Consider the following 26,133-nt stretch of genomic DNA (forward strand, 5'->3'; position numbering starts at 1 on the left):
GCTTCCGTTCCCTCTGCCTGCGCCGGGCGCAGACAGGGGAACTGACTTATTTTTACAGCTTTTGCAGCATCTCCTTGATAGCAGCGATATAGTCACTATCCAACGGCAGCATGCTTACTTCGCCGGTCTTACGAACTTTTACTTCCAGCTCGCCGGTCTGCAGAGTTTTAGGACCTACAACTACGCGCAGCGGATAGCCGATTAAATCTGCGTCCTTGAATTTTACGCCCGGACGCTCCTTGCGGTCGTCGATAACAACCTCAACGCCTGCCTTGTGCAGCTCGTTATAGATTTCCTCAGCCTTGGCAAAGGATGCTTCATCCTTTACGTTTACAGGTACAACAAGCACTTCATACGGAGCAATAGCAACAGGCCAGATCATACCGTCGGCATCATGGCTCTGTTCAACGCAGGCAGCCATAGTACGGCCTACGCCGATACCGTAACAGCCCATTACCATCGGCTGCTCCTTGCCGTTTTCATCCAGATAGGTGCATTTCATAGCTGCACTGTATTTGGTGTGCAGCTTGAATACCTGACCTGCTTCGATACCGCGAGCCTTAGCAATCGGAGCGCCGCAGTGCGGGCAGGGATCTCCTTCAGCCATCAGACGGATATCGGCAACGTAGGTCGGAGTGAAGTCACGTCCCGGGTTAGCGTTGATGTAGTGGAAGCCTTCATGGTTAGCACCACAGCAAACATTGTGCATATTCATAACGGTTGCATCGCAAACGATAATAACCTTTTCAGGGTCAAGGCCTACAGGGCCCATGTAACCACCGACAGTGCCGGCTTTAGCCAGCAGCTCTGCCTCTGCCATTTCCAGCTCAACTGCGCCTACAGTGTTTTGTACTTTGGTTTCGTTAACCTCGTGGTCACCGCGAACAAAGCACAGTACCAGGCCTTTTTCGCATTGGTAAGCAACAGCCTTTACAGATTTTTCAATCGGAGCGTTGAGAAAAGCGCAAACGTCGGCAATGGTCTTGCAGTTTGGAGTTTCAACCTCGCTCAGCTCCTGCATTTCTTCTGCCGGAGCTTCCAGCGGATACAGCTCTGCCTTTTCGATATCGGCAGCGTAATCGCATTTGGTGCAGTAGGTAATTTCTGCTTCACCGCTGTCTGCCAGCACCATGAACTCATGGCTGCCGGTACCGCCGATAGCACCGCTGTCTGCTTCTACCGGACGGAAGTTCAGACCGCAGCGGGTAAAGATTTTGTCATAAGCATCATACATAGCCTTATAGGAAACGTCCAGACCTGCTTCATCACGGTCGAAGGAATAGCCATCCTTCATGATGAAGTCACGGCTGCGCATCAGGCCGAAGCGCGGACGACGTTCGTCACGGAATTTGTCCTGAATCTGATACAGGTTCAGCGGCAGCTGACGATAGGAACGCACATCGTTCTTAACCAGGGTAGTAACCATTTCCTCGTGGGTAGGACCAAGGCAGTATTCATGGCCGTGACGGTCCTTCAAGCGTACCATTTCTGCGCCGTAAGCGTCCCAACGGCCGCTTTCCTTCCATATTTCTGCCGGCTGCATAATCGGCATCATGATTTCCTGACAGCCTGCATGGTCCATCTCTTCGCGGATAATATTTTCGATTTTTTTAATAACACGCCAAGCCAGCGGCAGATAGGTGTACATGCCATTGGTGGATTTACGCATAAAACCGGCACGCAGCAGCAGCTGATGGCTCGGGATTTCAGCCTCGGACGGAACCTCACGCAGAGTGGGTGCATACATTTTAGAAACTTTCATTAACGGGATACCTTCCTCTCAAGTAAAATTTTATCTATTTCAGCAAAAAGCTCGCTTACAAGCTGCTCTTCGGGAACCTTCCGCAGGATTTCACCCTTGCGGAAAACAAGTCCCTCGCCGATGCCGCCGGCAATGCCGACGTCAGCCTCACGTGCTTCACCGGGTCCGTTGACCACACATCCCATAACGGCAACCGTAATGGGTTCTTCAACATCCGCCAGACGGCGTTCAACCTCCAGCGCCAGCTTTTCCAGACTGATGCGGGTGCGTCCGCAGGTAGGACAGCTAATTAACGTCGGTCCGTGCTCACGCAGACCAAGGGATTTCAGAATGTCATAGGCCACACGCACCTCGTTCACCGGGTCGCCGGTCAGCGAAACGCGAATAGTATCGCCGATGCCCTCGGCCAGCAGCGTACCGATGCCTACTGCGGATTTGATAATACCGCTGTTGACGGTGCCTGCCTCCGTAATGCCGACATGCAGCGGATAATCACACTGCGCTGCCATCAGACGATAAGCCTCCAGTGTCAGCGGCACATCATGCGCTTTGAGTGAAATCTTAATGCTACGGTAATCCATCGCTTCGAGAATGCGGACGTGGCGCCAAGCCGCCTCCACAAGAGCCTCCGCGGTGGGATGGCCGTATTTTTCCAGCAAATCCTTCGGCAGGGAGCCGGCGTTAACACCGATGCGGATAGGAATATTGCGTTCCTTCGCTGCTTCCACCACAGCGCGCACCTTCTCCTCACCGCCGATATTGCCGGGGTTTAAGCGCAGGCCGTCAACGCCTGCTTCAATCGCTGCCAAAGCTAGCTTATAATCAAAATGAATATCGGCAATGACAGGAATCGGACTTTCCTTACAAATTGTTTTCAGGCCCTCCGCCGCTGCCATATCAGGCACAGCACAGCGGATAATATCGCAGCCTGCATCTGCCAGACGCTGAATCTGCTCCAAGGTTGCAGCAGCATCGTCTGTATGTGTGTTAGTCATAGACTGAACGGCAATCGGAGCATCGCCGCCCACAGCCACGCTGCCTACATGCAACTGGCGGTTTTTTCTACGTTCTATCACTTTCGTTCACCTCTTAACGTGTTATATCCTTAAAGGTGGAAAATACTGTCAGCGCTAAAATCAGCGCAATACCAACCATCTGGATGTTAGTCATAGCCTTGCTGCCGAGCGGTTTGCCGCGCAGGCCTTCCAAAAGCAGCAGCACAAAGTGTCCGCCGTCAAGTGCCGGCAGCGGCAGCAGGTTGATAACGCCCAGGTTGATGCTCAAAAAGGCAACAAAGGTAATCAACGGCAGCATGCCCTTTTCCGCCACCTGACCGGCCATCTGCGCCACACCGATAGGACCGGCAACCTCGGCCGGAGCATTACCGGAAACTATCTTGTACAGACCATTAAGCATGGAAACGATAATATTTTTGGTATAGACGCAGCCCTCTTTAATCGAGCCGAAAAAGCCCAGGCTTACCTTGTTGAACTTAGGGCTGATGCCGATTAAGGGACGGCCTGCCTCCCTGTCATACACCGGAGTCATAGTGTAGCTTTTTACAGCTCCCTGACTCTCGGCAGTAAGCGTTACAGGATTAGTACCGCTCGCACGCAGGTTAGTAACAACCTCCGTCCAGGTAGCAACAGGCTTATTGTTAATCGTCAGAATGCGGTCGCCGTTACGCAGGCCTGCTCTTTCCGCAGCCATGCCGTCTACAACAGTGCCCAGGATTGGCTCATTCACCAGCTCCTGTCTGCCCTCCAGCATAAAAATACCGCTGAAAAGAATAATAGGCAACAGGAAATTCATCAGCGCACCTGCCAGAATAACCAGCATTCTGGAGGGAATAGGCTTGGATTTAAAGGTTCCCGGTTCAGGCGGATCGTCAGGATCCATACCTGCGATTTTATTATAGCCACCCAACGGAATAGCCCGCAGGCTGTACAGAGTATCGCCGTCCTTTTGCTGATACAGCTTGGGACCGAAGCCGATGGCAAATTCATCGACACGCATACCTGTGAGCTTCGCCGTAATAAAATGACCGAATTCATGTACCGTAACCAGCACACCAAAAACAAAAACAGCGGCTAATATTGTTAGCATTTTACCTCCTTACGATAGTCGGCAAGCTTTGCCGGCCTTCAGTCTATAATTTAGCAATAACCCCTTTGGCAGCAGCACGCGCCCAGGCATCCGTTGCTTCAATATCCTCCAGCTGCGGACGCAGAACATTGTTGTGCTGCGCTGTAACCGTAGCAGTGATATAAGGGATATCCAGATATTTAATTTTGCCTGCCAAAAAGGCATATACAGCCTCCTCGTTGGCAGCATTGAAGGCACAGGGCAGAGTGCCACCGGCCTTACCGCAGTCAATAGCAATCTTCAAGGAAGGAAATGCTTCTAAATCAGGTGCTTCAAAGGTAAGATTACCCGCAGCAACAAGATCAAGCTGTTCAAAGCTGTAATTATAGCGCTCCGGCCAGCTCAAAGCGAACTGAATCGGCAAACGCATATCAGGCACACCCAGTTGGGCAATCACACTGCCGTCGCAGAATTCTACCAGACTGTGTACAATGCTCTGCGGATGTACAACAACCGCAATTTTATCATATGGCATATCAAACAGCCAATGTGCCTCCATAACCTCCAGGCCCTTGTTGGCCAGTGTAGAGGAATCAAGCGTTACCTTCTGCCCCATGCTCCAGTTTGGGTGATTGAGGCATTGCGCCAAAGTTACATTTTTCAGCTCACTGCGTTTTTTGCCGCGGAAGGGACCGCCGCTCGCCGTAATAATCAGACGCTTGACTTCCTTTTCCGTGCCTCCGCGCAAGGATTGGAAAATAGCGCTGTGCTCACTGTCCACAGGAGTCAGGCTTACACCGTGCTTACGCACAGCCTCCATAACAATGCTGCCGGCAGCAACAAGCGTTTCCTTATTGGCTAGCGCAATGTTCTTGCCGCAGGCAATAGCAGCCAACGTCGGGCGCAGGCCAGCATAGCCTACCATAGAACCAAGCACCGTATCCGCTCCCTCGTAGGTAGCGGCAGCCAGAAGACCTTCCTCCCCGGCTAAGATTTCTGTCTTGCCGTGATAGCGGTCAGCCAAACGTTTAGCAGCGTCCTTATCCGTCAAAACGGCAATATCAGGCTCAAACTGCTTAATCTGCTGCTCCAAAAGCTCATCGCTTTTATGCGCAGCCAATGCACGTACCTTCAGCTTTTCAGGATTAGCAGCAGCAACCTCCAAGGTCTGACGACCGATAGAGCCCGTACTGCCCAAAATAGAAATATTCTTCATTTGCTATCCTCTATTCTTGAAACATAGATAAAGCGCTGATAATCATCAGCAGATAATACACAACCGGTGCCGTAAACAGCAGGCTGTCAAAACGATCCAGCACACCGCCGTGACCGGGGAAAATCTTACCGGAATCCTTAATATCAAAGCTGCGTTTGACAATGGATTCGATCAAATCGCCGACCGGAGCAAAAATTGCCACCGCCAGCGCCACTGCCACAGCATGCCACAGGGCAATGCCCAAGCAGATAATGCACAGAAACAGTACAGTCACAAAGCAGCCGACAAAGCCGCAGACAGCGCCTTCAAAGGATTTCTTCGGGCTGACGCTGCAGAACGGTGTCTTACCGAAGGCACGGCCGAAGAAATATGCGAAGGTGTCGCTGGCCCAGGTGCCCAAAAGCACAATCCACAGGCAGATTTCGCCGTACTCAAATACACGGAAGCCCAAATCGATATGCGGACCGCCGTCAAAACTGCGCAACAGAATAATGTGCGCAAACAAAAGACCGCAGTACAGCATGCCCCAGGCAGTAAGCGCACTGTTTTCTGCCCAATGCTGCTCGCCTCTGTTGCAATGCAGCCACAGGCCTTCAATCGTGCTGAAAATGAAGAACAGCGCTGTGAGCATCACAATAAATGCCAGCGTATAAACGCCCTCCAGCTCAAAATAATAGCCTGCACCGGCAACCAGCACCATCAGCAGTGCACCAACGCCACCGGTCAGCGTGTAGGCATGATAGCCCTTGTTCTCTACCATCTTGTGGTATTCGTACCAGGCCACAGCAGCCAAAACAGTAACAGCCACATTAAAAAGCATACCACCCTTTGTGATAATGCCGACTGCCGCAATAATACCGATTACACCGGTAATAATACGTGTTAACATAGTTAAAATACATCCTTCTTTGAATTATAAAATTGATTGGAGCCCTGACGACGTATACGGCGTCTTACTGGCTGACTAAACCGCCGAAACGGCGCTCGCGCCCTTGATAAGCCAAAATCGCCTCCACCAGATGATCCGGTGTAAACTCTGGCCAGAACACCTTGGTCGTCCAGATTTCCGCATAAGCAATCTGCCAGAGCAAAAAATTGCTGATACGCAAATCACCGCCCGGACGGATAAGCAGATCCGGCGCAGGCAGGCCCTTGGTATACAAATGGTTTTCAATTACATTATTATCTATATCGTCTACGGCCAGAGTACCGTTGGCAGCTTCCGCCGCAATAGTACGCACAGCATGCAGGATTTCTGCCTGTCCGCCGTAGTTTATAGCCAAATTCAAAATAATACCGGTGTTGTTTTTCGTTGCCTCTATTGCGTGCTCCATCTTCTGCTGCACAATCTCAGGCAGACCTTTACGCGAGCCGATAAAACGCACCTGTACGTTATTTTCGTTAAATTCATCAATTTCGTTGGTCAGATAACGGCTCAAAAGCTCCATGATGAAGTTTACCTCCGTCATCGGACGCTTCCAGTTTTCGGTTGAAAATGCATAAGCACTGATAACCTTAACTCCCAGCTTATCAGCTGCACGGACAATAGTTTTCAGTGTTTCCGCTCCGGCCTGATGGCCAAAGGTGCGCACCTTGCCCTGAGCCTTAGCCCAGCGACCGTTACCGTCCATAATAATAGCAATATGCTGAGGAATATTCTGCATATCCAGATCCTCAGTATGCATTACGATATTATTCTTAGTCTTATTTTTTGTTTGAAACAAGCCTCTAAACACAAGCATCAAGCCCTTCGCTAAAATTTGTAACTTGCTTTTAGTTTTCTTTACTTTTCCCCTGATTAAAGAAGAGGCGCGCCTCCCCCTTGCGGGAGGCCGCCTTCCTGATTTTGCATTGCAGTCTTGAATTACTCAATAGCGCCAACCGGGCAGCTAGCAGCGCAAGCGCCGCATTCTACGCAGTCTTCACCGATTTCGTATTTACCGTCAACTTCAGTAATAGCGCCAACGGGGCAGGTAGCAGCACAAGTACCGCAGCCTACGCAAGAATCCTTATCAATTTTCAGAGCCATTCGTCGCACCTCCTTCCTTATCTATACACAATGGTAAGAGCTAATCTATTAGCAGACAACTGCTGTTGTCTTACTACATATCTGCGCACCTCGCGCCCTTCAAAGTCTGCCTCGCTTGCACGCGGCGGCAGCAGAAGCTGCACCTCATAGGTGCAGCCTGCGGCCTCCAGGCGACGGACAGCCTCCTTGAGAGGCAGTGCCAAAACCTGTGGAATTTCCATTATACTTCCATTACTTCTTTTTCTTTGTTAGCAGCTGCAGCGTCGATTTCTTTCATAACCTTATCAGTCAGCTTCTGTACCTTCTCGGTACCCTTCTTAGCCTCATCCTCGGTGATTTCCTTAGCCTTTTCGGTCTTTTTGATAGCATCGTTGGCATCACGGCGCAGGTTGCGGACTACAACACGGTATTCCTCGGCTTTTTTATGTACAACCTTAACCAGGTCCTTACGACGCTCTTCGGTCAGTTGCGGCAGGTTCAGACGAATGCAGATACCGTCGCTGTTCGGGTTCAGACCGAGGTCGGATTTCATAATTGCTTTTTCAATATCCTTCAGAATGTTTTTCTCCCAAGGTTGAATAACAATCATACGCGGTTCCGGTACGGTTACGCTTGCAACCTGAGTTACAGGTGTCGGGGAACCATAGTAATCAACCATAACCTTCTCCAGCAGAGAGGGAGTTGCACGGCCAGCACGCAGGCTTGCCAGATCTACACGCAGAGCAGCAACGGATTTTTCCATCTTGCTCTCGATACCGCTGATAATTTCATTAACTGTTGCCATTATTCCTTACCTCCTACCAGGGTACCAATTTTTTCGCCTGCAGCAGCACGCAGAATGTTACCCGGTTCATCAATATTAAATACTACAATAGGAATGTTGTTATCCATGCACAGGCTGATTGCAGTGGAATCCATTACGCTGAGATGACGTTTGATAACCTCGATGTAAGGCAGCTCATCAAATTTCTTCGCATCCGGATTAACTGCCGGGTCGCTGTCATAAACACCATCTACACCTTTTTTAGCCATCAGGATAGCATCTGCTTCGATTTCCGCAGCACGCAGAGCAGCGGTGGTATCGGTGGAGAAATAGGGGTTACCGGTACCAGCGGCAAAAATTACAACTCTTGCTTTTTCCATATGACGGATAGCACGGCGACGGATGTAGGGTTCTGCAATCTGACGCATTTCAATAGCGGTCTGCACACGGGTCGGAACCTCTAAGTTTTCCAAAGCATCCTGCAACGCCAAAGAGTTGATAACGGTTGCCAGCATTCCCATGTAGTCAGCAGTAGCACGGTCCATGCCCTTGTTGCTGCCGCTGAGTCCGCGCCAGAAGTTACCGCCGCCGTTAACGATAGCAACCTCTACCCCTGTCTCAACTACAGCCTTGATTTGCTTGGCCAAGGCATATACTACTGTCGGATCAATGCCAAAGCCTTTTTCACCGGCCAGGGCTTCACCACTAAGCTTTAAAACTACACGTTTGAATTTCTTAAGTTCTGTCACGATAGCGACCTCCCATTTTTTTACTTATTCCTATACTCTATTCAATAATTATACCAAAAATACCTGCTTTATTCTACCAAAAATTTTATGAAGAATTAGCGAAAGAAATTCCCCGGCTAATCTGACCATAGATAATTTTTCTGTTCTGGCAATATTATTATAACCAAACAGCGATATAATAGTTTTTATCATCTTATAAAGAGGGGAATGTTTATATGGAACATATAGAACGTAACGCACAAAAAAGTAACGCCACTCTGGCAATCTGCATCACCGCACTGTTTATGGCGCTCAATATTATGATGAGCTCTTTCGGTCTGCCGGTACCGGGCGGCCATTTATATCTCAATGATGTTATCATCTGCACGGCAGCAATTCTGCTGGACGACCCCAAGGCTGCCTTCATCGTCGGCGGCGTTGGTGCCTTCTTGGGCGATTTATTCTTCTACCCGACACCGATGTTCGTTTCTCTGGTTACTCACGGCATTCAGGCTGTTGTCATCTGCCTCTTGGCACACCGCGGCGGCAAAGTAAGCTTCAAGGGCGCTGCTCTCGGCGTAATTTTAGGCGCTGTTATCATGGTTGTGGGCTATTCTCTGGGACGTGCTTTTATTTACAGCACACCGCACTACGCTTATATCAAACTGCCCTACCAGATTCTGCAGGCAGCAGTCGGCGCTGTCGGCGGCCTGGTGCTTTGCTTCAAGGCCGGTCTGCTGGAGCGCTTCGATAAAATGTTCCGCAAATAATTTTTTCCGCTAACACAAAAGCTGTTGTACGCAAGCAAACGTACAACAGCTTTTTTATTTGCGTCCACCTGCTGCCCTAACTTGGGCAGCAGACAAATTACCACAATATTTTGTTGTTAAAATCACAGTGCGTCCTTAAACACACTGCCGCCGATAAATTCGCGCAGGATAGAATTATTGGGAATAACCTCATCCTCCAACGGCTTAACGTAGCTTAAAATGTTCAGCAGACGGCGCGCAGTAGTATAGGCCATGCCTGCGGACTGCGGTACAGCACGCAGTAGCGGCTCCGCATATTTTTTCAGTACAGCAAATTCGTAAATCAGCGTGGTGTTGAAAATGATATCGGCACTGCTCTGGTACGGGAAAATGTATTTTTCTTCACCCTCACGCACGTCGGACCAGGTCCTCAGCGTAGTTTCCGCATCATGCGAACGGAACTGGCTGTCGCGCACCATGCGGCGCAGCAGACGCATATCGGTAGTACGGATACGGTTGTACTCGTCAAAGGACATGGGCGTCAGCGCACTGACGTAAATTTTTATTTTATGTTCCGCCGGTACGGACGGCGTCAGCTTTTCGTTCAGGCCATGAATGCCTTCGATAACCAGCACGGAATTTTCCTGCAGCTGCAGCTCATTGCCGCGATATTCACGGCAGCCGGTGCGGAAGTTATACTTAGGCATTTTAACCTTTTCACCTGCCAGCAGACGCTGCAGATGCTCGTTGAACAGCTCCAAGTCGATAGCCTCCAGGCATTCAAAGTCATAGCTGCCGTCAGCCTTACGCGGCGAATCGACACGGTTTTTATAATAGTCATCCATAGAAATGGCAATCGGACGCAGGCCGTTAACTGCCATCTGAATGCTCAAACGCTGTGCCGTAGAGGTCTTGCCGGAAGAGGACGGACCTGCGATCAGCACCAGCTTCAGCTCATGGTGACTTGCCAGAATATCGGCAATATTAGCCAGCTTCTTTTCATGCAGCGCTTCCGCTACCTGAATAATCTTTTCGGCATAGCCTAAATCAATAATTTTATTGAGCTTGCCAACAGTATTGCAATGAATCATGGCAGACCATTCTTCTGCTTCCTGATAGGCATCGTTAAGGCGCGGCTGGTCTACAAATGGCGGCAGCACCTGCCAGTTGCCGTCGTCAGGATAATTGATAATCACACCGTCAGCATATGGCAGCAGCTCAAAGTAAGGCACATAGCCGGCATCGGGGCACATGGGGCCGAAGAGATAACCGGGTACGCCCTCCAGAATGTTAATCGTCAGCACGGTGTCATCCGGCACCTGAGCCAGCAGCGCCAGGTTATCATCGCTGCAGATGGCGCAGGCCATATCAATAGCCTCTGATTTAGGCAGACGCAGCAGCTTAATAGGCTCCCTGCGTTCTGCCATTTTATGCATATATTCTTCAATGCTGCGAATATCTTCAGCGGTGAGCTTACGCTCGCTGTTATCCTTGCAGTAGAGCGCGCTTCCCAGGGAATTGCGCACCTCCAGATGTACATCGGGATAAAGCTTTTTGGTTGCCGCAATCAGCATAAACAGCAGCGTGCGCACATAAACACGCATGCCTACGGAATTGTTGACTTCCACGAAATCAACAGTGCCGTCGGCAGTAAGCGGACGCTGCAGGTCACATTCCTCACCGTTATAGAGTCCCATAACGATGGGAGAAGCATATTTATCGCTCAATTTTTGAGCTAAAGGCAGCAGAGTGCTGCCCTCCTCTACTTCGATAATTTGTCCATTGGACAACTGCAGCTTAAGCATTTTATTCGCCAACGGCTTGCATTGCAGCGTTGACCTTAGCAGCCATGCCTTTGATTTTCTTCAGAGGTACGGCGCAAACAGCGATACGCACACCTGCAGCCAGAGGAACTGCAAAAATGTTGTCCTCATGCAGCTTGTCGCAGATTGCATCCGGGTTTTTAGCAGGAATAGACAGGAAGAAGCCTGCTACATACGGCAGCATCGGCAGACCGCATTCTTCCGCTTCCTTGGTAAACAGGTCGGCACGTGCCTTAATCATCTGATAATAGTAATCACGCTCGGCGCAAACCTTGGCCAGCAGCTCGGGATCGCTGTAAATAGTTGCCAGAGTGCGCATTGCCGGACGGTTGATGTTGGACCAGGTTGCACGGCTGGTGTATTGGTTGATAGCAGCGAACTCGTCAATAACGCTCTTGTCGGAGGAAACGCCAATCATAGCACCGGTACGCTGACCGTACATGGTGAAGCCTTTGGACATGCTGTAGCCGACAATGCAGAGAATGTTGGCAGGCAGACCGGAGAGCTTTTTGAAGATTTTGCGAACCTCTTCTTTTTCGCCGGCATAATCGATATAAGCAACGTCCAGGAAGAAAACGATGTTTTTGCCCGGTACGGCAGCCTCCTTCAGAATTGCCAGCACTCCGTCCATATCCTCGCCGCTCAGGCTGTAGCCGGTAGGATTGTGTGCCGGAGTATTCAGCAGATACAGCAGGTTATCCTGCTTAGCGAGCAGCTCGTCAACCTTTTCCTTCAATGCAGGCAGGTTGAACTTATTGTTTTCGTCCAGCATTTTATAGGTGGTGAAATTGCGGCCCATATCCTGGCACAGTACTTTGTAAGCGCCCCAGTACCAGTCGGAGCAGAGCACGGTGTCACCGGTTTCGGTGTAGTTCCAGATAGCATGGTGGATAGCACCGGTGCCGCCTGCGGTTGCAACTGCAGAAATGTAGCCTTCCGGACGGGAGTTGCCGAAGGCAGCAGTCAAAACGCAGTCCAGATATTCAGGCAGACCGCTGATAGGTGCGTAAGCAATCATTTCGTTGGTGGAAAGACCACGGAAAACCTCTTCTACGGTCGGCAGGCAGACGAGCTTTTCATCCTCATCCAGAATAGCGCCGATGGTAGCGTTGGTAACGGCATCTTTGCCGTATTTGGCAGCAGCTGCCACTGCAGCAGCGTTAGCACCGAAAATTTTATCTTGGGCAGATTTACCCTTAGCGTGTTTTGCAGCAATACTCATAGTCATAGTTAACTACTCCTTTCAAAATTACAAATCAATTACCGTAGCGCCACTGCCACCGGCCTCCAGCGCCGCCGTTTCCAGCTTCTTGACAAAGCGGTTAGTCGACAAATACGCTGTCAGTCCGGCGCGCAAGGCACCGGTTCCCTTGCCATGGATGAGGCGCAGCTGGCCGATACCGGCAATCAGTGCATCATCAATAGCTTTATCTACAACGGGAATTGCTTCATCAAGCGTCATCCCGCGCAAATCAATTTCCTGTTTGGCACTGCCTGATTTGGCAATGAACATCTGGTGTGCGTAATTGGCAGCAGCATTCTTGCTGAAGCCCTTGCGCTTTTTAGGCGCAGCATCGGTATGCGCAGGCTGTGCCTTGGTCAGCAGGCATTTTTTTGCCGGCACAGTCATTTTCAGGATACCTACCTGTACAGTCACATCATTGCCGTTGACATCGGTGATAATGCCGTTCTTTCCTAAGGAAACAACAAAGACATTCAGACCCTTCTTGGCTGTCTTGGCTGATAACGGTGCGCCCTCCGGCAACGGTGCGTCCTCGCTCAGCGTCTTGTTGAGCTTCTTGCGCGCTTCCTCTGCCGCCTGCTCCAGGCGCTTCGTATCGAAGTCAGCCTTCATGGAGCGCAGCTCCTTCAGCACTGCTTCGGATTCACGGCGGCTGCGGCGATAAATCTCGTCTGCCTGCTCACGCGCCTTGCGCAGCATTTCATTCTTGCGGCGCTCAAACTCACTCTTGGAGTAAGCCAACGCGTTGCGCAGCTGCTCGCTTTCGCGGCGCAGGTCCTCAATCTCCTTGCTGCCGCTTTCATAACGGCGACGTTCGCTGTCCAGCTCCTGCAGTACATTTTCCATATGCACATGCTCCTGGTTCAGCAGCTCGCCGGCATTTTGGATAATATCCTCAGCCAAACCCAGACGGCGGCTGATATTGAAGGCATTACTGCTTCCCGGCACGCCCATCAGCAAGCGATAGGTAGGACGCAGCGACACGGGGTCAAATTCCACGCTGGCATTTTCCATACCCTCGTGACCGTAGGCAAAGGTTTTCAGCTCGCTGTAGTGGGTTGTTACCATCGTCAGCACGCCCTGCTCATGCAGGTGCTCCAGCATCGCCATAGCCAGCGCAGCGCCCTCGTTCGGGTCCGTACCGGCACAGATTTCGTCAATCAGCACCAAATCTCCTGCTTTGACCTCGTTTAAAATACTGATTAAATTCGTCATATGTGCGGAGAAGGTTGACAGGCTCTGCTCAATGCTCTGCTCATCACCGATATCCGCATAAACCGCACGGAACACCGGCAGCTTGGCACTGCTTGCGGGGATAAACAGACCGATTTGCGCCATCAGCGCAAAGAGGCCTACAGCCTTCAGTGCTACCGTTTTACCGCCGGTGTTGGGGCCGGTAATCAGCAGCATCGTAAATTTATCACCAAGCTGTACATCCAAAGGCACTACCGTATCCTTCGGCAGCAGCGGGTGACGTCCCTGCGCAATTTCCACACCGCCGCTCAGCACCAGCATCGGTCGTACCGCATGCTGCTCCTGCGCCAGTAAAGCTCTGGCACAGATAACGTCCAGCGTAGTAAAGATTTCCAGCGAAGCCAGCAACGCCTTCGCCTCCGCGCCCACGTTCTGCGTGAGCTGACGCAGAATACGCTCGATTTCTTCGTGCTCCTCTGCAACATAACGCTTGATATCATTGTTCAGGTTGACAACAGCCAACGGCTCGATAAACAGCGTTGCACCCGTACCGCTCTGGTCGTGCACAATGCCGGGGAAGTTCATCTTATATTCCTGCTTTACAGGGATAACATAGCGGTCACCGCGCATCGTCACGATGTTATCCATGAAGTACTTCTGGTTATTGGGGTCATGCAGGATGCTGTCTAGCTTTTCCTTCACGCGGTTTTTGGCAATCTGAATCGCAGTACGCAGACCGCCAAGCTTCGGGGAAGCGTTGTCCTTTATTTCGCCATGCTCATCAATCGCACTGCCAATCTGCTTTTCCAGACGGGAAAATTGCGTCAGCTCCGCACCGTATTCGGCCAGATTAGGCGCTGTTTCCGCATTTTCCGTAGTGAAATCCTTCATCGAAGCAAAGGCCTGCACCGTTGTCTGGATATGCTGCAGCTCCTCCGGCTCCAGCACACTGCCAAGCTCCGCGCGCTTCACGTCGGCCGTAATATTGAACGCACCGTCGAAGGGGAAACGTCTGCCTTCATCCAGAATGCGCAGCGCTTCCGTAGTTTCCTCCTGCAGGCGCTTAACCTTACTGAATTCACTTTCAATCTGCAGGGAAATTATTGCCTGCTTGCCCAAAAAGGTTGCGGCCTTGGAGGCCAGCATATTTTTTACTTTATCAAATTCTAATGTCTTTACAGCAAAGCGTGCCATAGTTTTTTGCACCTCTAAATCTAAATCATAATATATTATTATAGCATATTTGCAAAGCTTTGTGCTACTGCCTGCAACAGCTATTCCCTCCTACCGAGGCTGCATAAAAACACAATCCGTTGAAAGCGCAGACATCACTTCGCGATAAAAAGCTCTCCATCACGCTCGTAGGCATAGCATTCCTGCTGCAAAATGCGGGCAATACGCACAAAATCATCAGCCACATCGGCATCAGTATAAGCCACCAGCAGCTTTTCCGCATAGCTGCGTCCCTTATAATAGCCAACGGCGTCCTGTACGAAAAAGCCGTCCGTATGCTTATACAGCACCTCAGCAAACTCATCTATCACCTGCTGCCACGGAGCAGACTTCAAAGCACCGTTCTCATAAACAGCGCAGGGAATATGAAAAACATATCTGTGCACTAAGGCACCTCCTTCAACCCTCTTTATCCAAAAACGGCCACCGGCAGACGCTTTGCTGCCAATGGCCGTTGATTTTCTGACTCACTGCAACAGCAGCTCAGAGCTACACTGATTTAGTTTTCGTGATGGCGTTCCTTGTTCTTGCGCACATACTCCATGATAATACCGGCGGTTTCTTCAATCGCACGGTTGGAAACGTTAATAATCTGGCAGTGCAGACGGCGCATAATGCCCTTAGCATAAGCCAGTTCATCATCAATACGCTTCATATCGGCATAAGTCGCAGTATCGGAAAGGCCCATGGTTTTCAGACGCTCGCTGCGGATTTCGTTCAGCTTGAACGGGTCAATCAACAGGCCGATAATCTTATACGGAGGCACCTTGAAAAGCTCTTCAGGCGGAGCCAGCTCCGGTACCAGCGGCACGTTGGCAACCTTAATCTGCTTATGTGCCAAATACATGCTCAGCGGAGTTTTGGAGGTACGGGAAACACCGATAATAACAACGTCCGCCTTCAAAAGGCCCAGAGGATTTTTGCCATCATCGTATTTAACAGCAAATTCCACAGCCTCAACACGCTTGAAGTATTCGTGGTCCAGAGAATGAATCAGACCGGCCTGATTTTTCGGCAGCAGACCGGTAGACTTTTCAATGGATTTCAGCATCGGTCCCAAAACATCGACTACCTCAACATCACTGCTCATAGCCTTGTCCGCCATATGCTCGCGCAGCTCCGGCGATACGATAGTATAGCAGATAACCGCATTATTTGTTGCAGCCTCTTCTACAATTTTATCAATCTGTTCCTTGTCCTTTACGTAAGGAACACGGATAACATCAAATTTTTCTTCTACGAACTGACTGGTGGTTGCCTTAACTACGGACTCCGCAGTTTCACCAATAGAATCAGATACAGCATAAATAACCGGATTAAGCTTCGTTATTATGATAATTACCCCCCTTACCCTCAGCCAGATCTACCAGCAGACGAGTAAAATTAGTTTTTGTGATACGTCCCAGCACTTGGTACATGCGCTTCTTTTCATCAATGATTTTTACTACCGGCAGACAGTCGATTTCATTGTCAATCAGTCTGCGAGCTGCCGAAGCGGCAGGCTCATCCGGAGTAGCTACGATGATTTTGGAAATCGGCGTCATTACCATGACCACGGGAATATCACGCAAATCATTATTATTGATAGCAGCCTTTAGTAAATCCTTTCGCGACAAAATGCCGTTCAGCATGCCTTCCTCATCCAGCACGAACACCGTTCCGACATCCTCAAGGAACATGGTAACAACTGCTTCGTAGGCGCTCTTGTCATGTTTAATCGCTACCGGTACCGACTGCAGATCCTGCACAGTAATAGCAGAAATTTCTTCCATCAGCATACCCAAAGTATTTTTACCGGTATAAAAATAACCAACCTTCGGTCTCGCATCAAGAATACCGCCCATAACAAGGATTGCCAGATCACTGCGTAAGGCAGCGCGGGTTACATTCAGCCTTTCGGCTATATGCTCGCCGGTAATAGGTCCGTCCAGACGTACAATTTCAGCAATTTGCTTCTGCCTGTTGCTTAAAGCTATGATCTTCACACCCTTTCTGTCTAATACAATAGTCTATAATATAGGTATAGTATACACTATTAACAGAAAAAATGCTAGATTGCGACACAAATAATTTCTGCAAAATTTAGCTGTATAGCTTAAATTTCTAATTGTGTTATTTTTATCTGCGCCCCTTGTCCTGACCATGACCGCTGGGAATGTAATAGCGCGTTCCCATCAGCTCATCCGGCAGATACTGCTGCTCCACCCAGCCTCCAGGGAAGTTGTGCGGATATTTGTAATCTATACCGTGTCCCAGCTTGGCAGCACCGGGATAATGCGCATCACGCAAATGCTTGGGCACACTGCCGCAGTTACGGCTGCGCACATCCGCACGCGCCTTGGCAATGCCCATATAGGCTGTGTTGCTCTTGGGTGCGTTGGCAATATAACACACCGCCTCCGCCAACGGTATCTGCGCCTCAGGCCAGCCGACAAAATCAGCAGCTTGTGCCGCAGCGTTGGCTACCACCAGCGCCTGCGGGTCCGCCAGGCCTACATCTTCTGCCGCACAGATAACAACGCGACGCGCCACAAAGCGCACGTCCTCGCCGCCCTCAATCATGCGCGCCAAGTAATGCAGCGCTGCATCCGCATCGCTGCCGCGCATGCTCTTGATAAAAGCGCTGATGATATCATAATGCTGGTCGCCCTTTTTATCGTAACGCTGCAGCGCCGTACCGATAACACTGCGCAGCGTTGCTACCGTCAGCACACGCTCGCCCTCCTCCGGCAGCATGAACTCTGCCTGCTCCAGAATGTTCAGCGCACTGCGGGCATCACCTGCTGCAAAATCGGCAATAATCCTCAGCGCCTCAGGCTCTGCTTTAAAGCTGTTGCCAAAACCACGCTCAGTGTCGGCAATCGCTCGCTCCAAAATCTGCTGAATCTGCGGTGCCTGCAGCTTTTCCAAACGCACCACCTTCATACGCGAAAGCAATGGCGAATTGATTTCAAAAAAAGGGTTTTCGGTAGTAGCACCGATGAGCACTATCGTGCCGTTTTCCACATAGGGAAGCAGCACATCCTGCTGCGCCTTGTTGAAGCGATGAATCTCGTCGATAAACACGATAGTACGGCCGCGTCCGTTGCGTCTGTCCTCCTGCGCCTTGGCGATGAGCTTGCGCAGCTCGGGCACACCGCTGGAAACGGCATTGATGGCCTCAAACTTTTCACCGGTAACATGCGCGATGACCTTCGCCAACGTTGTTTTGCCTGTTCCCGGAGGTCCGTAAAAGAGTACGGACTGCAGTACATCACGCTCAATCATGCGACGCAGCGGACTGCCTGCGCCCACGGCGCTCTCCTGCCCTACAAAGTCGCTGAGGCGTTCAGGACGCATGCGGTCAGCCAAAGGCTTCGTCTGTCGCTTTTCAGTTTCAAATAAATTACCGAATAGATTTTCCATGATCGTCACTCTCTATTTTATTTCAAATCCAGATTCTCTAAAGGAATACTCTCTCCTCTTTTAGCCTGTTCCAAGCTGGCACTAATCATTTGCTCAAATTCTTCATCACTCATAGAATCGCGTGTAGGTAAACTTCGCGGTATAGTAACAGCAAAAGGTATACCACGTTTTAGGATAACCTGTCTATATGTCATGTTAATAAACGATGATGCAGAGATACCTAATTGCTCTAAAATAGCCTCTGCCTGAGCTTTAATATCAGGTTCAACTCTTACACTTACATTTGCACTTTTGGCTACCATAGTAATCCCACCTTTCACACTCATTATCATACCAAAGTAGCACAAAATACTTATTTAACTGATTCCAAAACAACTGTAGTTCCAATACCTGATGAATACTTAAAATCCTCTAGTGACGTAAAACTAACATCCAACAATTTTCCCCCCACTCTCTTCGTTACACTAACTTGTTCAGCCGTTAAATATCCTTGATCTATCATATTGTTTATATCCTCAATATTTTCTTCAAGCGACTTTGGCATAGTAGTAGATGCATAAACAATATCTAATATTGCTACGTTAACTAACGTCATATCATTTTTCCACTTCTGATATTCATTGATTAATTTAGCAATTCTTTCATCGTTAGCAAGAATATATTTTTTTAAGTTTTTTGAGAATTTTTGGGGATTACTCCGCTGAAGCTCCTTGATTTCACTCACTATTTCATTTGTTTCAAATTCGTGAGATGAACATATCTCTCCAATTTTTTCTGCAATAGTTCGCGTCTTGTAGTCCATTCCAAATCCATATGTAATATCGCCATTAATATCTTTTGTTTGAACAATAGAAGATTTTTTTCGATTTTGCAATATAATTTGATTTATCTTATGTATCCCTTCTGACGTTTTTAAATTAACAAGATTGGTAAAGCCCTTTTTTTTCAAATATTCATAAGCATTAAAATCAGGATTTGATTTATATTTTAACATTTTATCGTTATATAAACTGCTACCATTTTGTATTAGTGTAGAATATATGGGATCCATTTGAGCATAAAATGTTATTGTATTCTTCTCTTTTTCAGTAGGTATCCATTCATCGCTACTAAACGCTAATACAAGGTTGCATATTGCACAACAAGCAAGCAAAGTAAACACCACTGCACCTTTAACCAAATTTTTTACCATAGTAATCCCACCTTTCACACTCATTATAGCATCAATGTATTGCAAAACGCAATACATTGATTTTTGGCAAAAATTAATCCCCACAATGCCGTCCAGCTCCGTGTTTTGAACCTGCATGTGCAGGTGGGTGCCTTCCCTAACAATCGCAAACGTCCACTCAAAGGAGGCATGTTTTTGAAAGAAGGAGTATCAGGCTCCCTAGGTTAGAGTGTTGGCTCAAAACCTTTGGAGCAATGTAACGAACATCGCAGGGGTATAATTAACAACTATTCTTCAATTGTCTTTAACTTCTATCGACATACATATAATACCAAAAATGGAAGCGTTTTTCAACGCTTCCATTAAAAATTTTTGAATATTTATTTTGCTTTATCCTCTTGACAGAAGCGGGCTAAAGTGCTTATTTGTCTTCTTTATCCTTCTTCATCAGCAGGCTGGTTTTGATGTGCAGCTCACGCAGCTGTTTTTCATCAACATCGTTAGGAGCCTGAGTCATCAGATCGGATGCGCTCTGAGTTTTCGGGAAAGCAATTACGTCGCGGATAGAATCGCGCTGAGCCATAATCATGATCAGACGGTCAAGACCGAATGCCAGACCACCGTGTGGCGGAGCACCGTATTCGAATGCGTTCATCATGAAGCCAAACTTCTCTTGTGCTTCCTCATCGGACAGGCCGATAGCTTCGAATACCTTCTTCTGTACGTCGCGGCGATGGATACGGATGGAACCGCCGCCGATTTCGGTGCCATTCAGAACCATATCATAAGCCTTAGCATATACCTTGCCGGGGTTGGTCAGCAGCAGCGGCAGGTCCTCGTCACGCGGAGCGGTGAACGGATGGTGCATTGCAACATAACGTTTTTCTTCCTCGTTGTACTCGAACATCGGGAAGTCAACTACCCAGGTGAAGGCCAGCTTATCCGGATCAATCAGACCACGGCGTTTAGCCATTTCGATACGCAGTGCGCCCAGAGAAGCAGCAACTACAGACGGTTTATCGGCAACGAAGAGCAGCAGGTCACCTGCTTCAACTTCAGCAGCTTTTTTGATTGCTTCGATGTTTTCATCGCTGAAGAATTTAGCGATGGAGGATTTTACGCCGCCTTCTGCCGGGAATTGCAGCCAAGCCATACCCTTAGCACCGTAGATGCCGCAGAATTTAACGAGCTCGTCCAGCTGACGACGGGGAATATCTGCATAGCCTTTTACGTTAATGCATTTTACCTGACCGCCGTTAGCAATAACATTGTTGAATACCTGGAAGGTGCAGCCTTGAACAGCTTCGCTGACATTTTTCAGCTCCATGCCGAAGCGCAGGTCCGGTTTATCGCTGCCGAAACGATCCATAGCATCGTCCCAGGTCAGACGTTGGAAAGGAATCTGGATATCCTTGCCCAGAGCACCCTTGAAGATGTGGTGAATTAAGCCTTCCATCAGCTCCAGGATTTCGTCAACTTCCATGAAGGACATTTCCATGTCCAGCTGGGTGAATTCCGGCTGACGGTCTGCACGCAGGTCCTCATCACGGAAGCAGCGGGCAATTTGGAAATAACGCTCCATACCGGCTACCATCAGCAGCTGTTTGAAGATTTGCGGAGATTGCGGCAGTGCATAGAACTTGCCGGGGTTTACACGGCTCGGAACGAGGTAGTCACGAGCACCCTCCGGAGTGGATTTGCACAACATCGGAGTTTCAATCTCGAGGAAATGGTTATCATCAAGATAGTCGCGCATCAGTTTAGCAACTTTGTGACGCAGAATCAGATTGCGTTGCATTTCCGGACGGCGCAGGTCCAGATAACGGTATTTCAGACGCAGGTTTTCATCGGTGTCAATGCCGTCTTTGATGTAGAACGGAGGAGTTTTAGCACCGTTCAGCACTTCGATATCATGTGCCAGTACTTCGATAGTACCGGTAGGAATGTTTTCGTTGATGGTGTCCTCATCACGCAGACGTACATTACCAATTACTTTGATAACATATTCGTTACGGATGTCCTCGGCAGTTTTGAAGCTGCTGCCGGCGCTTTCGGGATCGGCAACAACCTGCACGATACCGCTGCGGTCACGCAAATCGATAAAAATCAATCCGCCGTGATCACGTCGTTTAGCAACCCAGCCGCACAGTACAACCTGTTCGCCGGCTTGCTCCTTGGTCAGCACACCACAATGATGGCTGCGTTTTTCATTAATCATCTTTAGCACCTCTACTTATAAAGTATTGAAATAACTAATAATATCATTAACAGCGATTTCATGTTGCTCGCTTGTTGCCATGTTACGCACAGTAACGGCATTACGGCTGAGCTCATCCTCGCCAAATATTAACACTTGCTTAGCCTGGAATTTGTTGGCCTGCTTCATCTGGGACTTCATGCTGCGGCCGTTAAAGTCGTATTCAACCTTAAAGCCGTTGCGACGCAGCTCGATGGCGGTTTTGAAGGCCAGCGCAAAGTTTTCCTGCTTGGGGCAGACAACATATGCGTCAATGCTTTCATCAAATTCAGGCAGCAGATTCTGCTTCTCCAGAGCCAGCAGCACGCGCTCCATACCCATAGCAAAGCCGATGCCGGGGCGGGCTTCGTCACCGCTGATTTCCTGTACCAGTCCGTCGTAACGGCCGCCGCCGCAAACAGCGCTTTGTGCGCCCAGCGGAGCGTACTGGATTTCAAAAGCAGTTTTTGTATAATAATCAAGGCCACGCACAAGATTGTGGTCAACCTCATATTCAACACCTGCGGCAGTCAAAAGCTGCTTCAGGCCTTCAAAGTGTTCCTTGCATTCATCGCACAGGCATTCCTCCAGGCTCGGTGCACCCTCGCCCAGCTCATGGCAATGCGGATTTTTGCAGTCCAAAAGACGCAACGGATTGCGGTCGAAGCGGCCTTGGCAATCCTTGCACAGCTCGTCAAAGTTAGGCTTGAAGAAAGCCTGCAGCTTTTCTCTGTGCTGCGGACGGCATTTTGGGCAGCCTACGGAATTGATTTTCAGCTTCAAGTCCTTCAGGCCCAGGCTTTGCAGTACCTGCACAGCCAGCAGAATGATTTCCGCATCGACATTCGGGCCGGTTACGCCCAAAGCTTCCACACCGAACTGGTGGAACTCACGCAGACGGCCTGCCTGCGGACGGTCATAACGGAACATAGGTCCGATGTAATAGAACTTCGTGGCAGCGTCATCCTTGCTCAGCTTATGCTCAACGTAAGCGCGGACAGCACTGGCGGTGTTTTCCGGACGCAGGGTAATGCTGCGGTTACCGCGGTCGGTAAAGGTATACATTTCCTTTTCAACAACGTCGGTGGTATCACCGATACCGCGTTGGAACAGCTCTGTATGCTCAAACACAGGAGTTCTGATTTCTTTGTAGCCATATTGTGCGCAAATCTTGCGCATGGTTTCTTCCAGATAACGCCATGCGTTAACGTCGGAAGGCATAATATCCTTCGTACCTCTGGGTGCTGTTGTCAGCATAGTCTATCCTCTCCTAACGGCACTCAGGCCCTTTTACAGGTCTGTGCCTTCTATATTAAACAAATCACGGCGACGCTCTGCCAGCTCCTGCAGGTGCGCCCCATACACTGCCACATTTTTCGGCATATTCAGTTTATGCAGATGGTGTCCGTCAGGCAAAGGCACCTTGCTGGCAGATGCAGGTCCCACACCAATCACCGGATGACGTTCCTCCATCATCTGGATATTATAGATACTTTCCGTACCGGGCTTAGCATAACCGATATTTGCCAGATGCCCCAACATATAATGCTGGCGGTACAGATAGTAAGGCTCTAACCCTATCGCAGCAGCCATCTCAGCGGCCCGCTGCACCATTTTTTCCGCTGCCTGCGTAGTCAGCACTGCCTGCTCCTGCTTTTGAAAGAGCGGTGCGCTGCGCTTCAGCGTAAGCGTATGCACTGTCAAGTTCTCCGGTGACAGCTTCACTGCCTGCTCCAGAGAATATGCAATCTCCTGCTCCGTTTCCTGCGGCAGACCGACAATCAGATCAACATTCACAACAGGAATCCGGCTTTTGCGCACAAGCTCATAGGCATTGTAAAAATCCCTGACGCTATGACGCCTGCCAATCAGCTGCAGCGTTTTATCATGGAAGCTCTGTGGATTGACGCTGATGCGGTTCACCCCCGCCGCCTCCATCGCCGCCAATTTAGCGGCACTGAAGCAGTCCGGGCGACCGGCCTCTACCGTGAACTCGCGCAGATGCTGCAAGCCTTCGCAGTTGCTTTGCAGCAGTTTTCGTTCCACTGCATGCAGCAGACGTGCAAATACCTTATCACTCAAGCTCGTGGGTGTGCCACCGCCAATATAAAGTGATTTGACACGCAAGCTATGCATACCTATTAATTGTACCACATTTTGCAGGTCTTGTTCAATCATATTTACAAAGTTTTGCTGAGATTCTTCATCCTGCGGCACAATTCCCGCCGGAAACGAGCAATAGCTGCAGCGCGAAGGACAATACGGCACGCCGATATAAATACCGGTATCCGTAAGGCGCGTACTGTCGCTGAGGATATGCTTCTGCTTCAGAGCAATGTCCGTAAGCAGCCTTCCCTGCGCCATTGGCAGCAAATAATTTTCGTTCAGATATTCCGGCAATGCTGCAGCCTCTACGCCGCTGTCCAGCAGCTTATGCGCCAGCTTCGTCGGGCGCACACCTGTGAGAATGCCCCACGGCAGCTTAGGCTGCAGACCGGTAAGCTCGGCAAAAACCTTCAGCACGACAAGCTTCACGCAACGCGTTACCTCGCCGATCGCAGCAGCTTCGCTGCAATGCTCGCTCGCTGTAAAGCTTTGCTCCGCACCTTGCAGACAGGCGCTGACGCAGCCGTGCTCACGCGCAAGCGTCAGCGTAAGCGCAGCGGACGGTGCCGGCTGATAGCCAAAAAATGCGGCCATGTCGCTCACAGGCCGCGTAACATCCAGCTCCAATGTATTACGTAAGCAAAAAAACATTTAATTCTCCCGTCCTTCACCGGCATGCCACAGCTGCTTGTACAGCACTCTGTAGATTGCTGCTACCGGCACGGCAAAAACCATACCCAGAATACCGAACAGCTTAGCACCGATGAGCAGGCTGATAATCAAAACTACAGGATGCAAATCAATCTTTTGTCCCATGAGCTTAGGCATAATAAAATTGGCATCCAGCTGATAATATACCAGATAAAAAAGCGCTACATGGAAGGCAGCCTCCGGCGCCTGACCGTAGGCAATAAACACAGCAGGCACAGCGCCCATCAGCGGGCCGACTACCGGTACCGTTTCGGCAAGGATGGCCCAAAAGCCGAGCACCAGCGGAAAGTCAATACCCAAAAAAGCCGTGCCGATGGTAATAACGAAGCCGGAAATCAGGCTCAGCTTGCCCATACCGCGCACATAGGCGCTCATGGTTCTGCCGATTTCGTCCACAACCTCCGCCGCTTTGTCCTGCGCGTCGTAGTTGAACAGATTAATCACCATCAAGCGCAGCTCACGCCAGTCCTTAAGAAAATAAAAGGCAAGGAAGGGCACGATAATCAGGCCTATCAAGCTCTGTACAATCCCCAGACTGGACTGGACAAGATTACGCAGCACCTTTCCTACAAAGCCCATCGCCCAGTTCAGCAGACCGTTGACCAGCATATTGAAATCGGACGGCAAGAGCGGAATGGTAGACGGGTCCTTAAGCATGCTGTCCAAATCCTGGATATTGGATTTGGCGGCCAATGCCGGCAGCTTTTGCAGGAACTCGTTCATCTGCCCGAAGAGCGGCAGAATGATGAAGCCGATAATCATAACAATAAAGATACAAAAGGCCAGCAATGCCAGGATAATCGCCACTACGCGCGACAGCTTAATCATGCCGTGCGCCATGCGCACCTGCGCGATAGCATTAACCAGCGGATAAAGTGCGAAGGCCAGGCCTACTGCCAGCAGCAGCGGCAGCAGGAAGCCCGCCATTAAATATAAAACATAAGAGATTGCCGTAACAACACCCAGCTTAAAGAAGGTGCTTTTACGTATTTGAGGCCAATATTTCAGCATGATGTTTTATTGCAGGAAAGGATTCCTGCGACGCTCCCAACCCACGGTAGTAGTAGGTCCGTGGCCCGGCAGCAGCTTAACGTCGTCCTCAAGCACCATCAGCTTTGTTTTGATGGACTGGATGAGTGCGCGATAGCTGCCTCCCGGCAAATCGGTGCGTCCGATGGATTCACAGAAAATAGTATCACCGGCAAATACTACCTTGCCCGGCGCGTAGTAATAACAGAAGCCGCCTTTGGTATGTCCCGGCGTAGCAAAGGCTTCAAACTTCATGCCCGCCAGCTCCAGCACATCCCCGTCATGTACAAGGTGGTCCGCAGGCTCATTTTTCAATTCTTCACCGATAAAGAAGGAAAGGTTTCTGTTCGGCTGTGTCAGGCAGTCAGCATCATCCTCGCCGATATACACCGGCGCACCTGTAGCCTTGCGCAGCTCTGCCAGCGCACCGATATGGTCGCTGTGACCGTGAGTCAGCACAATAGCGACAACCTTGGCCTTAGCCTGCTCAATCATCCTATTAATGGTCGGGTAATCTCCGCCCGGATCGAAAATAACGCCTTCACCGATAGCTTCATTTACGGCAAAATAACAGTTGGTAGCAAGCATACCTGCTTCAACATGATAAATCTTCATTCTTCAACCTCCGTTGATAAATCTATGCACAATAT

At 49.7% G+C, this 26,133-nt stretch carries 25 protein-coding genes and 1 other RNA gene; 1 reads left to right on the top strand and 25 read right to left on the bottom strand.

Going from position 1 to position 26,133, the window contains the following annotated elements:
• Nucleotides 1–52: 52 nt before the first annotated feature.
• The 10 genes from Q7Q81_RS06860 to pyrH form a co-directional block, all read right to left on the bottom strand.
• Nucleotides 53–1,762 (bottom strand): proline--tRNA ligase, encoded by a 1,710-nt coding sequence (locus Q7Q81_RS06860; RefSeq protein WP_303711650.1) that lies wholly within the window; start codon nucleotides 1,760–1,762, stop codon nucleotides 53–55.
• Nucleotides 1,762–2,838 carry a flavodoxin-dependent (E)-4-hydroxy-3-methylbut-2-enyl-diphosphate synthase gene (gene ispG, locus Q7Q81_RS06865; protein WP_418948457.1) on the bottom strand — a complete coding sequence of 359 codons (1,077 nt, stop codon included), beginning with the start codon at nucleotides 2,836–2,838 and terminating at the stop codon, nucleotides 1,762–1,764. The genes Q7Q81_RS06860 and ispG overlap by 1 nt, the downstream gene beginning before the upstream one ends.
• A gap of 13 nt (nucleotides 2,839–2,851) precedes the next feature.
• A complete protein-coding gene (gene rseP, locus Q7Q81_RS06870; protein ID WP_304099248.1) occupies nucleotides 2,852–3,868 on the bottom strand; it encodes an RIP metalloprotease RseP in 1,017 nt (338 codons plus the stop codon).
• Between the two features lie 43 nt (nucleotides 3,869–3,911).
• Nucleotides 3,912–5,063: a 1-deoxy-D-xylulose-5-phosphate reductoisomerase gene (locus Q7Q81_RS06875; RefSeq protein WP_304274734.1), complete on the bottom strand. Its 1,152-nt coding sequence runs from the start codon at nucleotides 5,061–5,063 to the stop codon at nucleotides 3,912–3,914.
• Nucleotides 5,064–5,073: 10 nt separating this feature from the next.
• Nucleotides 5,074–5,952: a phosphatidate cytidylyltransferase gene (locus Q7Q81_RS06880; RefSeq protein ID WP_304274737.1), complete on the bottom strand. Its 879-nt coding sequence runs from the start codon at nucleotides 5,950–5,952 to the stop codon at nucleotides 5,074–5,076.
• A 64-nt stretch (nucleotides 5,953–6,016) separates the two neighbouring features.
• The gene (locus tag Q7Q81_RS06885) at nucleotides 6,017–6,805 is read right to left on the bottom strand and encodes an isoprenyl transferase (protein WP_304274740.1); all 789 of its coding nucleotides are present in this window, start codon (nucleotides 6,803–6,805) and stop codon (nucleotides 6,017–6,019) included.
• Between the two features lie 122 nt (nucleotides 6,806–6,927).
• Nucleotides 6,928–7,092 (bottom strand): 4Fe-4S binding protein, encoded by a 165-nt coding sequence (locus Q7Q81_RS06890; protein ID WP_009146289.1) that lies wholly within the window; start codon nucleotides 7,090–7,092, stop codon nucleotides 6,928–6,930.
• Between the two features lie 17 nt (nucleotides 7,093–7,109).
• The gene (locus tag Q7Q81_RS06895; protein ID WP_304274742.1) at nucleotides 7,110–7,313 is read right to left on the bottom strand and encodes a hypothetical protein; all 204 of its coding nucleotides are present in this window, start codon (nucleotides 7,311–7,313) and stop codon (nucleotides 7,110–7,112) included.
• Nucleotides 7,313–7,876, bottom strand: coding sequence for a ribosome recycling factor (frr, locus tag Q7Q81_RS06900; protein ID WP_009146287.1), 564 nt, complete (start codon nucleotides 7,874–7,876; stop codon nucleotides 7,313–7,315). The genes Q7Q81_RS06895 and frr overlap by 1 nt, the downstream gene beginning before the upstream one ends.
• Complete coding sequence (pyrH, locus tag Q7Q81_RS06905; RefSeq protein ID WP_021721057.1) at nucleotides 7,876–8,604, bottom strand: UMP kinase; 729 nt, start codon at nucleotides 8,602–8,604, stop codon at nucleotides 7,876–7,878. Before pyrH ends, frr begins: the two co-directional genes overlap by 1 nt.
• A 215-nt stretch (nucleotides 8,605–8,819) precedes the next feature.
• On the opposite strand from pyrH, the gene Q7Q81_RS06910 reads away from it, so the two are divergent.
• Nucleotides 8,820–9,353: an ECF transporter S component gene (locus Q7Q81_RS06910; protein ID WP_293721572.1), complete on the top strand. Its 534-nt coding sequence runs from the start codon at nucleotides 8,820–8,822 to the stop codon at nucleotides 9,351–9,353.
• A 122-nt stretch (nucleotides 9,354–9,475) separates the two neighbouring features.
• Here the strand turns inward: Q7Q81_RS06910 and Q7Q81_RS06915 are convergent, their stop codons facing one another.
• The 15 genes from Q7Q81_RS06915 to Q7Q81_RS06985 all read right to left on the bottom strand — a co-directional run bounded on the left by Q7Q81_RS06915 (nucleotide 9,476) and on the right by Q7Q81_RS06985 (nucleotide 26,098).
• Entirely contained in the window at nucleotides 9,476–11,137 is a 1,662-nt protein-coding gene (locus Q7Q81_RS06915; RefSeq protein ID WP_304274747.1) for a nucleoside kinase, read from the bottom strand.
• A 1-nt stretch (nucleotide 11,138) separates the two neighbouring features.
• Complete coding sequence (locus Q7Q81_RS06920; RefSeq protein ID WP_304274750.1) at nucleotides 11,139–12,383, bottom strand: pyridoxal phosphate-dependent aminotransferase; 1,245 nt, start codon at nucleotides 12,381–12,383, stop codon at nucleotides 11,139–11,141.
• Nucleotides 12,384–12,404: 21 nt separating this feature from the next.
• Complete coding sequence (locus Q7Q81_RS06925) at nucleotides 12,405–14,786, bottom strand: endonuclease MutS2 (RefSeq protein ID WP_304274753.1); 2,382 nt, start codon at nucleotides 14,784–14,786, stop codon at nucleotides 12,405–12,407.
• A 134-nt stretch (nucleotides 14,787–14,920) separates the two neighbouring features.
• A complete protein-coding gene (locus tag Q7Q81_RS06930; protein WP_304274756.1) occupies nucleotides 14,921–15,211 on the bottom strand; it encodes a hypothetical protein in 291 nt (96 codons plus the stop codon).
• A 113-nt stretch (nucleotides 15,212–15,324) separates the two neighbouring features.
• Nucleotides 15,325–16,161, bottom strand: coding sequence for a pyruvate, water dikinase regulatory protein (locus tag Q7Q81_RS06935; RefSeq protein WP_044484866.1), 837 nt, complete (start codon nucleotides 16,159–16,161; stop codon nucleotides 15,325–15,327).
• Nucleotides 16,142–16,810 carry a helix-turn-helix transcriptional regulator gene (locus Q7Q81_RS06940; RefSeq protein WP_009146278.1) on the bottom strand — a complete coding sequence of 223 codons (669 nt, stop codon included), beginning with the start codon at nucleotides 16,808–16,810 and terminating at the stop codon, nucleotides 16,142–16,144. Before Q7Q81_RS06940 ends, Q7Q81_RS06935 begins: the two co-directional genes overlap by 20 nt.
• A gap of 133 nt (nucleotides 16,811–16,943) precedes the next feature.
• Complete coding sequence (locus Q7Q81_RS06945; protein ID WP_304274759.1) at nucleotides 16,944–18,230, bottom strand: replication-associated recombination protein A; 1,287 nt, start codon at nucleotides 18,228–18,230, stop codon at nucleotides 16,944–16,946.
• A gap of 17 nt (nucleotides 18,231–18,247) precedes the next feature.
• The gene (locus tag Q7Q81_RS06950; RefSeq protein WP_299824423.1) at nucleotides 18,248–18,532 is read right to left on the bottom strand and encodes a type II toxin-antitoxin system RelB/DinJ family antitoxin; all 285 of its coding nucleotides are present in this window, start codon (nucleotides 18,530–18,532) and stop codon (nucleotides 18,248–18,250) included.
• Nucleotides 18,533–18,582: 50 nt separating this feature from the next.
• Nucleotides 18,583–19,422, bottom strand: coding sequence for a hypothetical protein (locus tag Q7Q81_RS06955; protein ID WP_304274762.1), 840 nt, complete (start codon nucleotides 19,420–19,422; stop codon nucleotides 18,583–18,585).
• Nucleotides 19,423–19,495: 73 nt separating this feature from the next.
• Nucleotides 19,496–19,679: non-coding RNA, 6S RNA (gene ssrS, locus Q7Q81_RS06960), on the bottom strand.
• Between the two features lie 143 nt (nucleotides 19,680–19,822).
• Nucleotides 19,823–21,619: an aspartate--tRNA ligase gene (gene aspS / locus Q7Q81_RS06965; protein WP_009146276.1), complete on the bottom strand. Its 1,797-nt coding sequence runs from the start codon at nucleotides 21,617–21,619 to the stop codon at nucleotides 19,823–19,825.
• A gap of 15 nt (nucleotides 21,620–21,634) precedes the next feature.
• Nucleotides 21,635–22,894 (bottom strand): histidine--tRNA ligase, encoded by a 1,260-nt coding sequence (gene hisS, locus Q7Q81_RS06970; protein WP_299824419.1) that lies wholly within the window; start codon nucleotides 22,892–22,894, stop codon nucleotides 21,635–21,637.
• 33 nt (nucleotides 22,895–22,927) lie between these two features.
• Nucleotides 22,928–24,394: a coproporphyrinogen dehydrogenase HemZ gene (gene hemZ, locus Q7Q81_RS06975; RefSeq protein WP_304274764.1), complete on the bottom strand. Its 1,467-nt coding sequence runs from the start codon at nucleotides 24,392–24,394 to the stop codon at nucleotides 22,928–22,930.
• Nucleotides 24,395–25,465, bottom strand: coding sequence for an AI-2E family transporter (locus tag Q7Q81_RS06980; RefSeq protein ID WP_304274767.1), 1,071 nt, complete (start codon nucleotides 25,463–25,465; stop codon nucleotides 24,395–24,397).
• Between the two features lie 6 nt (nucleotides 25,466–25,471).
• On the bottom strand, nucleotides 25,472–26,098 hold the full coding sequence (locus Q7Q81_RS06985) for an MBL fold metallo-hydrolase (RefSeq protein WP_304274770.1): 627 nt from the start codon (nucleotides 26,096–26,098) through the stop codon (nucleotides 25,472–25,474).
• Nucleotides 26,099–26,133 lie beyond the last annotated feature (35 nt).

Origin of the sequence: Phascolarctobacterium succinatutens (assembly GCF_958453765.1) — a bacterium.
Classification (GTDB): Bacteria; Bacillota; Negativicutes; order Acidaminococcales; family Acidaminococcaceae; genus Phascolarctobacterium_A; species Phascolarctobacterium_A succinatutens_B.